This window comes from Micrococcus sp. 140720015-1 (assembly GCF_053627595.1).
On the sequence record NZ_JBSEYC010000001.1, the window covers coordinates 428,648 to 441,523 of the forward strand.

At 72.9% G+C, this 12,876-nt stretch carries 11 protein-coding genes; 7 read left to right on the forward strand and 4 right to left on the reverse strand.

Translation table 11 applies throughout. The features are described 5' to 3' along the window. Nucleotides 1–4: 4 nt before the first annotated feature. From ACUXPL_RS02065 to ACUXPL_RS02075, 3 genes are all read right to left on the reverse strand, one after another. Nucleotides 5–1,036 carry an NAD-dependent epimerase/dehydratase family protein gene (locus ACUXPL_RS02065; RefSeq protein ID WP_454181570.1) on the reverse strand — a complete coding sequence of 344 codons (1,032 nt, stop codon included), beginning with the start codon at nucleotides 1,034–1,036 and terminating at the stop codon, nucleotides 5–7. Then, on the reverse strand, nucleotides 1,033–2,208 hold the full coding sequence (locus ACUXPL_RS02070; RefSeq protein ID WP_454181572.1) for a zinc-dependent alcohol dehydrogenase: 1,176 nt from the start codon (nucleotides 2,206–2,208) through the stop codon (nucleotides 1,033–1,035). The genes ACUXPL_RS02065 and ACUXPL_RS02070 overlap by 4 nt, the downstream gene beginning before the upstream one ends. An 82-nt stretch (nucleotides 2,209–2,290) precedes the next feature. After that, on the reverse strand, nucleotides 2,291–3,487 hold the full coding sequence (locus ACUXPL_RS02075; protein ID WP_115165978.1) for a glutamate--cysteine ligase: 1,197 nt from the start codon (nucleotides 3,485–3,487) through the stop codon (nucleotides 2,291–2,293). A gap of 69 nt (nucleotides 3,488–3,556) precedes the next feature. On the opposite strand from ACUXPL_RS02075, the gene ACUXPL_RS02080 reads away from it, so the two are divergent. From ACUXPL_RS02080 to ACUXPL_RS02100, 5 genes are all read left to right on the forward strand, one after another. Next, nucleotides 3,557–4,888: a THUMP-like domain-containing protein gene (locus ACUXPL_RS02080; protein ID WP_454181575.1), complete on the forward strand. Its 1,332-nt coding sequence runs from the start codon at nucleotides 3,557–3,559 to the stop codon at nucleotides 4,886–4,888. 171 nt (nucleotides 4,889–5,059) lie between these two features. Next, entirely contained in the window at nucleotides 5,060–6,112 is a 1,053-nt protein-coding gene (locus tag ACUXPL_RS02085; protein ID WP_454181577.1) for a siderophore ABC transporter substrate-binding protein, read from the forward strand. Continuing rightward, nucleotides 6,109–7,167 carry an ABC transporter permease gene (locus ACUXPL_RS02090; RefSeq protein WP_227448697.1) on the forward strand — a complete coding sequence of 353 codons (1,059 nt, stop codon included), beginning with the start codon at nucleotides 6,109–6,111 and terminating at the stop codon, nucleotides 7,165–7,167. Before ACUXPL_RS02085 ends, ACUXPL_RS02090 begins: the two co-directional genes overlap by 4 nt. After that, complete coding sequence (locus ACUXPL_RS02095; protein ID WP_454181579.1) at nucleotides 7,160–8,248, forward strand: iron chelate uptake ABC transporter family permease subunit; 1,089 nt, start codon at nucleotides 7,160–7,162, stop codon at nucleotides 8,246–8,248. Before ACUXPL_RS02090 ends, ACUXPL_RS02095 begins: the two co-directional genes overlap by 8 nt. Beyond that, nucleotides 8,245–9,000 carry an iron ABC transporter ATP-binding protein gene (locus tag ACUXPL_RS02100; protein WP_002857584.1) on the forward strand — a complete coding sequence of 252 codons (756 nt, stop codon included), beginning with the start codon at nucleotides 8,245–8,247 and terminating at the stop codon, nucleotides 8,998–9,000. The genes ACUXPL_RS02095 and ACUXPL_RS02100 overlap by 4 nt, the downstream gene beginning before the upstream one ends. Before the next feature lie 167 nt (nucleotides 9,001–9,167). On the opposite strand, the gene ACUXPL_RS02105 is transcribed toward ACUXPL_RS02100, so the two are convergent. Next, nucleotides 9,168–10,145, reverse strand: coding sequence for a hypothetical protein (locus ACUXPL_RS02105; protein WP_454181581.1), 978 nt, complete (start codon nucleotides 10,143–10,145; stop codon nucleotides 9,168–9,170). 624 nt (nucleotides 10,146–10,769) lie between these two features. Between ACUXPL_RS02105 and groES the strand changes: the two genes are divergently transcribed. After that, nucleotides 10,770–11,066 (forward strand): co-chaperone GroES, encoded by a 297-nt coding sequence (gene groES, locus ACUXPL_RS02110; RefSeq protein WP_002857590.1) that lies wholly within the window; start codon nucleotides 10,770–10,772, stop codon nucleotides 11,064–11,066. Nucleotides 11,067–11,174: 108 nt separating this feature from the next. Further along, nucleotides 11,175–12,782: a chaperonin GroEL gene (groL, locus tag ACUXPL_RS02115; protein WP_216880250.1), complete on the forward strand. Its 1,608-nt coding sequence runs from the start codon at nucleotides 11,175–11,177 to the stop codon at nucleotides 12,780–12,782. Nucleotides 12,783–12,876: the final 94 nt, after the last annotated feature.

The following is a 12,876-nucleotide window of genomic DNA, read 5'->3' on the forward strand; positions in this document are numbered from 1 at the left end:
GTCCTCATTCCGTGGGCGAGTGCGAGCGGTGCCCGGCGTTGCCGAGGCCTTCGGCGCCGTCGAGATGGTCGAGCACGAGGCGGACCGCCTCCCGGGCGTCGGTGGTCTCGGACCAGCCGGTCGCGGCGCGCAGGGCCGTGGTGTCCATGATGGGCGCCGCCGCGGCCATATCCACCCACCCCGGGTCGGTGGGCTGCAGCCGTGCCCGGTAGCTCAGCGCCGCGGCCGCGCGGAACAGGCCCACGGGCAGCTCCAGGATGCGGCGGGCCCCGAGGACGGTGCCCAGGGTGTGCGCGTCCAGCACGGGTTCGGCTGCCACATTGAAGGCGCCGCCCGCGCGGCGGGCGATCACGCGCCAGTACGCGTCCGCCACGTCCTGGGCCGTGAGCGCCTGGAATCGCAGGCCCCGCGGGAACGGCAGCACCGGGGTACGCAGGCGGGCGACCAGCCGGGCGGGGACGAGGTCGCCCAGGAAGTAGTCCTTGATCTCGGGTCCGGCGGCGGACTGGAAGATCAGCCCGGGGCGCAGCCGGGTCACCAGCAGCTCGGGGTGCTCGGCCTGCACACGGTCGAGGATCGACTCGACCTCGGCCTTCTGTGCGGCGTAGTGCGAGGTCGGGACCCCGGTGGTGGGGTGGGACTCGGCCACGGCGCGGCCCTTCGGCCCGGGCCCGTACGCGCCCACCGAGGACGCGTAGACCAGGTGGGGCACGCCCGCCTCGGCCACGGCCCGGAACACCCGCTCGTTGCCGGCCACGTTGACGGCGCGCAGGTGGTCGCGGTCGCGGTTGGGGCGGATCACCCACACCAGGTCGACGACGGCGTCGGCGCCGGCGACGATCTCGCGCAGCCGCCCCGCCGCCGTGGGCTCCGCGACGTCCAGGCGGTGCCACTCGACGCCGTCGTAGGGCGCTCCGGCCCGGTCCGGGCCGCGCCGGCTCACGCCCACGATCGAGCTCACCCCGTCCGCGGCCTGGAGGCGGTGCAGGACAGCGGTGCCGACGTTGCCCGTCGCGCCCAGGACGACGATCCTCACGGCTTCAGGACCACCTTGATGCAGCCGTCCTCCTTCTTCTGGAACGTCTCATAGAGGGCGGGCGCGTCGTCGAGGGGGGCGGTGTGCGTGGCCAGGTCGAGCACGCCGAGGGGGTCGGACGGGTCGTCGAGCAGGGGCAGCAGGTCGTCCACCCAGCGACGGACGTTGCACTGGCCCATCGTCAGGGTGACCTGCTTGTCGAACAGGGTGAGCATCGGCATCGGGTCCTTCATGCCGCCGTAGACCCCGGAGAGCGACACCGTGCCGCCGCGCCGGACCGCGTCGATCGCGGTGTGGAGGGCGCTCAGGCGGTCGACGCCGGCGGTCTTCATGGCCGCCCGGCCGAGCGCGTCGGGCAGCAGGCCCACGGCGGTGTGGGCCGCGTGCCCCGCCGGGGAGGCGTGCGCCTCCATGCCGACCGCGTCCAGGACCGCGTCCGGGCCGCGGCCGCCGGTGCGCTCGCGGAGCACCTCGGCCTCGCCGCCGTCGGCGTCCAGGACCTCGATGCCGTGCCGGGCCGCCATCGCGCGTCGCTCGGGGACCGGGTCGACGCCGATCACCCGGTACCCCAGGTGCACGCCGATGCGCGCCGCCAGCTGACCGATGGGCCCGAGGCCGAGCACCGCGAGCGTGCCGCCGTCGGGGACGTTCGCGTACTGGACCCCCTGCCAGGCGGTGGGGACGACGTCCGAGAGGAACAGCCACTGCTCATCCGGACCGGTGTGCGGCACCTTCACGGGGCCGTAGTCCGCGTGGGGCACGCGCAGCAGCTCGGCCTGTCCGCCGGGGACGGAGCCGTAGAGCCGGGAGTAGCCGAAGAGTGCGGCGCCGGAGCCCTGCTCCCGCACCTGGGTGGTCTCGCACTGGGACTGCAGCCCGCGCTGACACATCCAGCACCGGCCGCAGGAGATGGTGAAGGGCACGACCACGCGGTCACCGGGCCGGATGTGGGTGACCTCGGACCCGACCTCGCGGACGATGCCCATCGGTTCGTGGCCGATCACGTCCCCCGCGTCCATGAACGGCCCCAGGACCTCGTACAGATGCAGGTCCGACCCGCAGATGCCGGTCGACGTGACCTCGATGATGGCGTCCGTCGGCTCCTGGATCCGCGGATCCGGGACGTCCTCGACGGCGACGTTGCGCTTTCCCTGCCATGTGAGTGCTCGCATGGTGCGACCGTAACCGCACCGGGCGGGCCGGCGGAAGCGTGCAGGCGCGGCGGGGCCGCCACCTCGCCGGGGGAACAGCCGCTCAGCCGGCGCGGCCGTCCAGCGACGCGCGGGTGCGGGCGGCGGCGTCCAGCACGACCGCGCGCAGCGGGGCCACCGCGTCATCCGTGTCCTCGCCCGCGGCCGGCGGGCCGGCCAGGGCCTGCGCCTCCACGCGACGCTGACGCGCGGCGCCGCCGTCGTCGATCATCGCCTGGACGCCGGCGAGCTCCGCCGCGCAGCCCAGCCGCTCGGCGACCGGGGTCAGTCGCTCGATCTCCGCCGGCAGGTGCTCCGCCAGCGGGACCTGGGTGCCGCGGGCGTCCACGATCACGGTGGCGTCCATGCCGTACCGGGCGGCGCGCCACTTGTTCTCCTGCACGTGCCACGGCGGCAGGACCTCGACCGTCTCGCCGCGCTCCAGGCTCGCGGACAGGTCGTCCACGAGGCACTGCGTGTAGGCGGTCACGGCGGCGATCTCCTCGAGCGTGGCCAGGCCGTCACACGCGCGCATCTCCACCGTGCCCAGGCGGGGCACGGCCCGCACGTCCCAGCGGCACTCGGTGACGTCCGCGATCATGCCCACCTGCTCCATCTGGGCCACGCAGCGCTCGAAGTCCTCCCACTCCTGGAACTGGAACGGCAGGCCGGCCGTGGGCAGCTGCTGGAACAGGAGGGTGCGCTGGGACTGGTAGCCCGTGTCCGTGCCCGCCCAGAAGGGGGAGGAGGCCGAGAGCGCGAGCAGGTGCGGCACGCGGTTGACCAGGCCGTTCACCACCGGCATGGCCTTGGAGACGTCGTCCAGACCCACGTGCACGTGCACGCCGAAGATCAGCATCTGCCGACCCCAGTACTGGGTGAGATCCAGCATGCGGTCGTAGCGCTCGCTGGGCGTCGAGGGCTGCGCGATCGCGTCCGCGAACGGGTGCGTGCCCTGGCAGAACAGGGAGATGCCCCGCGCGGCCGCGGCGTCGGCCACGCGCGCGGCGATCCGGCCGAGGTCCGCCGTCGCGGCGTCCACGCGCTCGTGCACGCCCGTGACGAGCTCCACCGTGTTCTGCAGGAGCTCGCTGGTCATGTGCGGGTTCACGTCGTCCTCGGCGAGGCCCTCGGTCACATGCAGGGCGCGCAGCAGGTCCGGGGCCTCGGAACGCAGCTCGCCGGACACGGCGTCCACGAGCGCGAGCTCCCACTCGATTCCGAGAGTGGACTGCGCGGAGTCGGCGAAGGGCAGAGTCATGTCGCCCATCCTAGAAGCCCCGGCCCGGTCTGCGCCCGGTGTCCACGCTTCGGACCTAGGGTGGGGCGCATGGCCCGTCCCCGCCCCGCCTCCCGCCCGCCGCGCCCCACGGCCGCCGCTTCGGAGGCGGACGCCACCGCCCTGGCCCCCGTCCTCGAGCCGGAGGGCCGCGCGCTCCTCGACTCCCTCGCCGGGTACCGCGAGGCCGACGCGCTCGCGGTCTCCTCCCGCCTGCGTGCGGCCGGGCATCCGCCGGAGCGCGTGGCCGCCGCGCTGACCCAGGCCGCGCTGCGGTCCCGGGCGGAGGCCCGCCTCGGGCGGCAGGCGCGCCGGATGCTGTTCACCCGCGACGGCCTGGAGCAGGCCACCCGCCCGCTGGTCGCGGGCCTGCACGCGGACCGGCTGGCGGCCGCGGGGGCCCGGTGCGTCGCCGACCTCGGCTGCGGTCTCGGCCTGGACGCGCGCGCCTTCGCCGACCGGGGCCTGGACGTCGTGGCGGTGGAGCGGGACGCCGTCGTCGCGGCGGCCGCCGAGGTGAACCTCGCCGGCTACGGCGGTGCGCGTGTGGTGCACGGCGACGCCGTGGCCTGGGCCCGCGCCCACGTGCCCGCCGAGGCGGATGCGGTGTGGCTGGACCCCGCCCGCCGTCAGGTCGGCGGGGGCGGGTCCGCGCGCGTGTTCGACCCCGAGGCGTTCTCCCCGCCCCTGAGCGTCGTGACGGACATCGCCGCGACGGGCGTGCCGGTCGGGGTCAAGCTCGGCCCGGGGCTCCCGCACGAGGCCGTGTCGGCGGGCGCCGAGGCCGAGTGGGTGAGCGTCGACGGCGACGTCGTGGAGGCCGCCCTGTGGTTCAACGCGGCGGCCCGCCCCGGGGTGCGGCGGGCGGCGCGCGTCATGACCGTCCGGGGCGGGGAGCCGACGACGGCGCAGCTCGTCTCCGGCGCGGACTTCGGCGACTCGCCCGAGGTCGAGGCCGTGGGGGAGGAGGGCATGGCGGGGCTCGTCGGCGCGGTCCTGCACGAGCCGGACGGCGCGGTCATCCGGGCCGGACTCGTGACGGACCTGGCCGCGTCCTGGCCCGTGCCGACGCGACAGCTGGACCCCCACCTGGCCTACCTCGTCGCGCCCGAGCCCGTGCACGACGGCCTGGCTCGCGCCCATCGGATCGAGGCGGTGCACGGCTTCCACCTGGCCTCCCTGCGGCGCTGGGCGAAGGAGACCGGGGTGGGCCGGCTGGACGTGAAGAAGCGGGGCATCCGCGAGACGCCCGAGGAGGTGCGGCGCGCCGTCCTCGGCGGGGCGAAGCCGGGCCGGCGTGGTGGGGCCGGACGGCACGCCACCCTCGTGCTGGCGCGTGTGGGTCGGTCGCGCTTCGCCCTCGAGGTGACGCCGTTGGACTGACGGGTCTCCAGGCCGCGGGCTCCAGGCGGCGGGAGCCGTCGCACGCCCCGTTGGGGGATTACGGCACCCTCGTGTACGGTATTCTACTGAGGCAAGGCTCACCTCCACGGGAGCGCGCCCACCACCCCGACTGCTCATCCCGGGGCGGCCTCGCCGCCCAGAAGGAGAACCATGCCGCGTTCCGCCCGCGCCCCCCGCCTCGCCAGTCTCGCCCTGACCTCGGTGGCGGCCCTCGCCCTCGTCGGCTGCTCCGCCGGCGGCGCGGCCACGGGCTCATCCTCCGCGAGCGCCTCCGGCGAGTCCTCGTCCTCCGCGAGCGCCGCCGGCGGCTCGGGCGGCGTCGCGGCCGGGGTCACCGTCACCGACATGTCCGGCACCGAGGTCACCCTGCCGGAGGAGGTCGACTCCGTCATCGCCACGGACAACCGCATCTTCCGCACCCTGGACGACTGGGGCGTCGAGCTGTCGGCCGCGCCGAAGCAGATCATGTACAAGGGCGAGGGCGGGCCCTCCTACCTCCAGGACGACTCGGTCGCCGACATCGGCAACCACCGGGAGCCGGACATGGAGCTGTTCGTCACCGCCGAGCCGGACGTCGTCTTCAACGGCCAGCGGTTCAACGAGCGCAAGGCGGAGATCGACGAGCTGACCGGCGACGCCGCCGTCGTGGACACGAACTTCGACGTCACGCAGACCCCCATGGACGAGGGCCTGAAGAAGTTGACCACCCTGCTGGGCGAGACCACCGGCCACGAGGCCGATGCCGAGAAGCTCGTCGCCGACTTCGACGCCGCCACGCAGCGCGCCAAGGACGCCTACGACCCCGAGCAGACCGTCATGGGCCTCATCGCCTCGGGCGGCGAGCTGTCGTACGTCGCGCCCAGCACCGGTCGCGCCATCGGCCCGTTCTTCGACATGCTGGAGCTGACCCCGGCCCTCGAGCAGTCGGGCACCGACAACCACCAGGGCGACGACATCTCCGTCGAGGCCATCGCGAAGTCGAACCCGGACTGGCTGATCGTCATGGACCGCGACGCCGCCGTCGGCGAGGAGAACGCCACCGCCGCCGAGCTGATCGAGCGCTCCGAGGCCCTCCAGGACGTGACCGCGGTGAAGGAGGGCAACATCGTGTACCTGCCCGCCGACTTCTACGTCGCCGAGGACATCCAGAATCACACCACCGTCATGGAGGACCTCGCGAAGGCCTTCGAAGGCGCGCTGTGATCGTCGACGTACGTCACCACGTCGCGGACGCCCCGCCCCGGCTCGAGGAGCCGGGGCGGGGCGACCGCGTGTGTTGGGTCCCGCCCGCCGTCCTGCGGCCCGAGCGCACCCGCTGGCAGCGCACCTGGCCGTTGCTGGTCGGCGTCGTGGTGACCGCGGCCCTCATCGTGGTCTCGCTGTTCGTGGGCGTGTACGACGTCGGCGCGGAGGGCGGACGCGAGATGTTCGCCATCACGCGCGTGCCGCGCACGGTCGCCCTCGTGCTGGCCGGCGCCTCGATGGCGATGTGCGGGCTGATCATGCAGCTCATGACGCAGAACCGCTTCGTGGAGCCCAGCACCACGGGCACCACCGAGTGGGCCGGTCTCGGCCTGCTGGTGACCATGGTGCTCGTGCCGGGGGCGGGCCTGGTGACCCGGATGGTCGGGGCCATCCTCTTCGCCTTCGTCGGCACCCTCGTGTTCTTCCTCTTCCTGCGGCGGGTGCGCCTGCAGTCCTCCCTCATCGTGCCGATCGTGGGCATCATGCTCGGCGCCGTCGTGGGCGCCGCCTCGACGTTCCTCGCCCTCCAGACGGACATGCTGCAGCAGGTGGGCGCGTGGTTCGCCGGCTCGTTCACCTCCGTGGTCCGCGGCCGGTACGAGCTGCTCTTCCTCGTGCTGATCGTCTGCGTGGCGGTCTTCGTCATCGCCGACCGCTTCACCGTGGCCGGCCTCGGCAAGGACGTCGCCACGAACGTCGGCCTCAACTACGACGCCGTGATCCTCACCGGCGTGGCCATGGTGGCCGTGGCCACCGGCGTGGTCACCGTGGTGATCGGGGCCCTCCCGTTCCTGGGACTCGTGGTCCCCAACCTCGTGTCCATGGTCCGCGGCGACAACCTGCGGACGAACCTGCCCTGGGTGGTCATGGTCGGCGTGTGGATCGTGATCGTCTGCGACCTGATCGGGCGCACCGTGATCGCCCCGTTCGAGGTGCCCATCTCGCTGATCCTGGGCCTCGTGGGCGCGATCGTGTTCCTCGCCCTGCTGCTGAGGCAGGCCAAGCATGGCTGAGCCGCTCGCGACCGCCCCGGGTCACATCCCCGCCCCGCCCGGCGGCGCCACCGCGGCCGGGCCCGTCGAGGCCGACGCCCCGCGCCGGTCCGGCGCGTTCGTCACCGCCGCCGACCGCCGGAGGTATGCGGTCGTCGTCGCGGTGCTGGCCGCCGTCGCCGTGCTCTCCACCGCCGGGATCCTGCTGTGGGGCAACGAGGCCGAACCCGGCTCGCGCGCGTTCTGGATGATCGCGCGGATGCGCGTGGAGTCCCTGGGCGTGATCGGGATCGCGGCGCTGTGCCACTCCTTCGCGACCGTCAGCTTCCACACGGTGACGGGCAACCGCATCATCACGCCCTCGATCATGGGGTTCGAGGCGCTCTACACGGCCGTGTCGACCGCCGCCGTGTACGTGCTGGGAGCCGCCGGCGTCGCGGTGCTGACCGGGGTGGGGCCGTTCCTCGCCCAGGCCGCGCTCATGGTGGCGCTCGCGACGGCCCTGTACTCGTGGTTGCTCTCCCGGCCCTACGGCAGCGTCCATCTGATGCTGCTCGTGGGCGTGGTGCTGGGCGGCGGGCTGGCCGCGCTGAGCACGTTCATGCAGCGGCTGCTGGACCCGAACTCGTTCGACCTGCTGAGCGCGCGGCTCTTCGGCAACATCTCGAACGCCCGGACCGAGTACGTGGCGATCGCCGGGCCCATCGCCGTCGTCGTGTGCGCGCTGCTGTGGCTGCGCTCCCGCCGCCTGAACACGGTGGCGCTCGGCGCCGACGCCGCGACCAACCTGGGCCTGCACCACCGGCGCGAGCTCATGGTGACGCTGCTGCTGGTCTCCGTGCTGATGGCCATGACCACCGCGCTCGTGGGCCCGATGACGTTCCTCGGCTTCCTCGTGGCCACGCTGGCGTACAGCCTGGTCGACACCCACGACCACCGGTTCATCCTCCCGGTGGCGGCGTTGGCCGGGTACGCGGTGCTCACGAGCGCCTACTTCGTGCTGCGGCACGTCTTCTACGCGGGAGGTGCGGTCACGGTGGTCATCGAGCTGATCGGCGGCATCACCTTCCTGATCGTCGTGATGAGAAAGGGACGTCTGTGATCGAGCTGCGCGGCGTGGTGAAGCGCCACAGCGACGAGGTGTGCATCGGACCCGTGGACCTGGACATCCAGGCCGGGGGAGTGACCGCGCTCGTGGGGCCCAACGGGGCGGGCAAGTCCACGCTGCTGACGATGATCGGCCGGCTGCAGGACGCCGACGCCGGGACGATCGCCGTGGGCGGGCACGACATCACCACGACGCCGTCCCGGAAGATCGCGCAGACCCTGTCCATCCTGCGGCAGGAGAACCACTTCGTGACGCGGCTGACCGTGCGGCAGCTCGTGGGGTTCGGGCGCTACCCGTACACGCGCGGGCGGCTGACCCTGGAGGACGAGCGGCACGTGTCCGACGCGATCGACTTCCTCAACCTCGGTCCGTTCGAGAACCGGTACCTCGACCAGCTCTCGGGCGGCCAGCGGCAGCGCGCGTACGTGGCGATGGTGCTGGCGCAGAACACCGAGTACGTGCTGCTGGACGAGCCGCTGAACAACCTGGACATGCAGCACTCGGTGCAGATGATGCAGCAGCTGCGTCGGGCCGCCGACGAGCTGGGCCGGACCGTGGTGATCGTGCTGCACGACATCAACTTCGCCGCCCACTACGCCGACCGGATCGTGGCCATGGGCGACGGTCAGGTGGTGGAGACCGGCACCCCGGCCGAGATCCTGCGCCCTGAGGTGCTGGAGCGGATCTTCAAGACCCCCTGCAGCGTGGTGGACGGACCGCACGGGCCGCTGGCCGTGTACTACTGAGCCGGGCGACGGTGAGGCCGGCGCGAGCGTTCCGTGGGCAGAACCCGCCGGGTCTCGCCTTCCGGGGGCAGAACCCGCGTGTTTCCAGGTTCCGTGGGCAGAAGCACCCTCGCTTCTGCCCACGGAACCCCTGCGCATGGACGGCAGGGCCATACGCGACGACGACGTCAGGCATCCCAGCCGTTCGAGACCTGTGCCCGTCGTCTGAGGACGGCCTCGATCACCCGCGCGTATCCCTCGCCGACGTCCCGGCCCGTGACGTGCAGGGTCATCTGCCCACGCTCCGCGTAGTACTGGTCCCGCCGGGCGTCCCGGGCGTGCTGCTCGGCACTCCGGTGCACCTCGCCGTCGTATTGGAGGACGAGCCGGCAGTCCTCGAACCACAGATCGGCCTCGGGGGCGTCCCGCCGCCCGGGGTCGAACACGTGCTGCAGCGTCGGCTCGCCCAGCCCCGCCTCGACGAGCGCCAGCCTCAGCCGGGTCTCCTGCGGCGAGTCGGCACCCACCCGTACGCGCTCGAGCGCCGCCGTCGCCCGCGGTCTTCCGACGAACCGCCCGAGCGGCCGCATCGCCTCGCGCAGCGCGGTGACCGTGGTGATGGGAGGCCGCCGGCCGCGCGGGGACCAGGGGTGACGGACCAGGTGGTCACCCGCCGACACGAGGGATGCCTCGTCCCAGGGGTGGCCGATCGAGCACAGATCGAGCCAGGTCCGTTCCGGCGTCGTCACCCGTAGCCCGAGCACGGAGGTGACGTGGCCGGCGGGCAGGGGTCTGCGGTGCTCCATGACGCCGGGGATCCGCGCCCGTGCGGTGCCGCGGTGCAACGTGATCTCGACGGCGGCGCGTCGCGTGGCCCCGCCCGGGGGAAGCGGGAGACCGTGGAGGTGCGCCGCCGTCTCGTGGGAGAGAACGGCGTCGGGACGGGACCGCAGGAGGGCGGTCAGCAGGTCGAGGCCGACCGCGTGGTGCGGCGGCGGGAGCCCGGCCGACTCCCAGGTGCGCAGCGGCATGTCACGGCGACGGTGGATGCCGCGGGCGAGGCGGAGGACGTCGGACCGCCGCACCCGGCTGGGCGGCAGACCGCGTTCGAGCACGTCGCGGGTGGTGAAGACGGGGAAGAGGGGGAGGTCGGGGGCGAAGGACATGGGTCGACCCTGACGCGGTCGGCCCGACGGCGGCCGGGCGGGCCGCGTGTCTGTGCACACCGGCGCGGGGTGGGCCGGCTGTGCAGGACTCGGCGTCGGCCGGTTGTCCCGCCGGGACGACGTCGTCATGGCTCGGTGGGCAGAACTGCGAGGAGTTCCGCCCACGCAACATCCGTGGGCAGAAGAGAGGGCGCTTCTGCCCACGGAGATCGAAAACCTGCGGGTGCTGCCCACGCGATGGGCGGTGGTGCGGTTTCTGCCCACGGATGCTGGCGAGGAGGGAGGGTGGCGAGTGGGGGAGGGACAGGAGCCCGGCCACAGTCGTGACCACTCCGTGTGCTCCTGGGCCCGGAACCCGCCCCACGGTGTCCCGCCGCACCATGCCCCACGCCTCCTCCCACGGCGGACGGCGGGGACACGGCTGGCACTCATGTTGAAGGAGTGCCAAAACCCGGAGTAGAGTCTGGACTGGCACTCGGGGGTACCGGGTGCCAATGCCCGAGGTGGACCGTCCGGCACCGCGACGACGGAGGGTCTGACGCCCGTGGCGCACCCGCAGACCACAGCATCAGCGGACCGGCGAGCCCGCCGGAGCCGCACGTCGACGAAGAAGGAGTGTGCAGCATGTCTGTCTCCATCAAGCCCCTCGAGGATCGCATCGTTGTCCGCCCCCTGGAGGCCGAGCAGACCACCGCGTCGGGCCTCGTGATCCCGGACACCGCCAAGGAGAAGCCGCAGGAGGGCCAGGTCGTGGCCGTGGGCCCGGGCCGGGTCGCCGAGAACGGCAACCGCGTGCCCGTCGACGTCGCCGAGGGTGACGTGGTGCTGTACTCCAAGTACGGCGGCACCGAGGTCAAGGTCGGCGGCGAGGAGTACCTGGTGCTCTCCGCCCGCGACGTGCTGGCCGTCGTCACCAAGTGACCCCGCCGCGACGGGCCCGGTGAGCGGCGCGCACCGCACCGGTGCGCGCGCCCCGGGCCCCTCGCGTCCCCGCACCCCCTGACTCCCTGAACGAAAGGAGCGTCCGTCATGGCCAAGCAGCTGGCTTTCAACGACGACGCACGCCGCGCCCTCCAGGCCGGCATCGACAAGCTCGCCGACACCGTCAAGGTCACCCTCGGCCCCAAGGGCCGCAACGTGGTGCTCGACAAGGCGTGGGGCGCCCCCACCATCACCAACGACGGCGTCACGATCGCCCGTGAGGTGGAGCTGGAGGACCCGTACGAGAACATGGGCGCCCAGCTCGCCAAGGAGGTCGCCACCAAGACCAACGACATCGCGGGCGACGGCACCACCACCGCCACCGTGCTGGCCCAGGCGCTCGTGAACGAGGGCATGCGCCAGGTCGCCGCCGGCGCCGCGCCGGGCGAGGTCAAGAAGGGCATCGAGGTGGCCGTGGCCGCCGTCGAGCGGCGCCTGCAGGAGAACGCCCGCCCGGTCGAGGGCCAGGAGGTGGCCCACGTGGCCGCCATCTCGGCCCAGAACGACGAGGTCGGCGAGCTGCTGGCCCGCGCGTTCGACACGGTCGGCACCGACGGTGTCATCACCATCGAGGAGTCCTCCACGACCTCCACCGAGCTGGACGTCACCGAGGGCATGCAGTTCGACAAGGGCTTCCTGTCCCCGTACATGGTCACCGACGCCGAGCGCCAGGAGGCCGTGCTCGAGGACGCCTACGTCCTGATCAACTCGGGCAAGATCTCCAATGTGCAGGAGCTGCTGCCCCTGCTGGAGAAGGTCCTGCAGGCCAACAAGCCGCTGTTCGTGATCGCCGAGGACATCGAGGGTGAGGCCCTGTCCACCCTCGTGGTCAACAAGATCCGCGGCACCCTGAACGTCGTGGCCGTCAAGGCCCCGGGCTTCGGTGACCGCCGCAAGGCCATGATGCAGGACATCGCGATCCTCACCGGCGCCCAGGTCGTCTCCCCGGACCTCGGCATGAAGCTCGAGCAGGCCGACCTGGACGTGCTCGGCTCCGCCCGCCGCATCACCGTCACCAAGGACGAGACCACCATCGTCGACGGCGGCGGTGCGGCCGAGGACGTCGAGGCCCGGGTCGCCCAGATCAAGGCCGAGTCCGCCGCGACCGACTCCGACTGGGACCGCGAGAAGCTCCAGGAGCGCCTCGCCAAGCTCTCCGGCGGCATCGGCGTGATCCGCGTGGGCGCCGCCACCGAGGTGGAGCTCAAGGAGCGCAAGCACCGCATCGAGGACGCCGTGTCCTCGACCCGCGCCGCCCTCGAGGAGGGCATCGTGGCCGGCGGCGGCACCGCGCTCATCAACGCGCTGACCGCGCTCGACACCGACGCCGACGTCCAGGCCCTGACCGGCGACGCCGCCGTGGGCGTGGACATCGTCCGCAAGGCCCTGAAGCAGCCGCTGCGCTGGATCGCCCAGAACGCGGGCGAGGACGGCTACGTGGTGGTCTCCAAGGTCGCCGAGCTGGAGCCGAACCACGGCTTCAACGCGAAGACCGGCGTCTACGGCGATCTGATCGCCGACGGCGTGATCGACCCGGTCAAGGTGACCCGCTCCGCGCTGGCCAACGCCGCCTCCATCGCGGCCCTCGTGCTGACCACCGAGACCCTCGTGGCGGACAAGCCCGCCGAGGAGGACGAGGCCGACCACCAGCACTGACCCCTGAGTCGGCCCTGACGCGGCCGGCCGACGACGACGGCCCCTCGCCCGCCCGGGTGAGGGGCCGTCGTCGTGCGGGCGGGAGACGACCGCC

Bases quoted from the DNA above. Each gene is read 5' to 3' on its own strand.
- ACUXPL_RS02070 (WP_454181572.1), bottom strand. From the start codon at position 2,208: ATGCGAGCACTCACATGGCAGGGAAAGCGCAACGTCGCCGTCGAGGAC.
- ACUXPL_RS02075 (WP_115165978.1), bottom strand. From the start codon at position 3,487: ATGACTCTGCCCTTCGCCGACTCCGCGCAGTCCACTCTCGGAATCGAG.
- ACUXPL_RS02080 (WP_454181575.1), top strand. From the start codon at position 3,557: ATGGCCCGTCCCCGCCCCGCCTCCCGCCCGCCGCGCCCCACGGCCGCC.
- ACUXPL_RS02085 (WP_454181577.1), top strand. From the start codon at position 5,060: ATGCCGCGTTCCGCCCGCGCCCCCCGCCTCGCCAGTCTCGCCCTGACC.
- ACUXPL_RS02095 (WP_454181579.1), top strand. From the start codon at position 7,160: ATGGCTGAGCCGCTCGCGACCGCCCCGGGTCACATCCCCGCCCCGCCC.
- ACUXPL_RS02105 (WP_454181581.1), bottom strand. From the start codon at position 10,145: ATGTCCTTCGCCCCCGACCTCCCCCTCTTCCCCGTCTTCACCACCCGC.
- groES (WP_002857590.1), top strand. From the start codon at position 10,770: ATGTCTGTCTCCATCAAGCCCCTCGAGGATCGCATCGTTGTCCGCCCC.
- groL (WP_216880250.1), top strand. From the start codon at position 11,175: ATGGCCAAGCAGCTGGCTTTCAACGACGACGCACGCCGCGCCCTCCAG.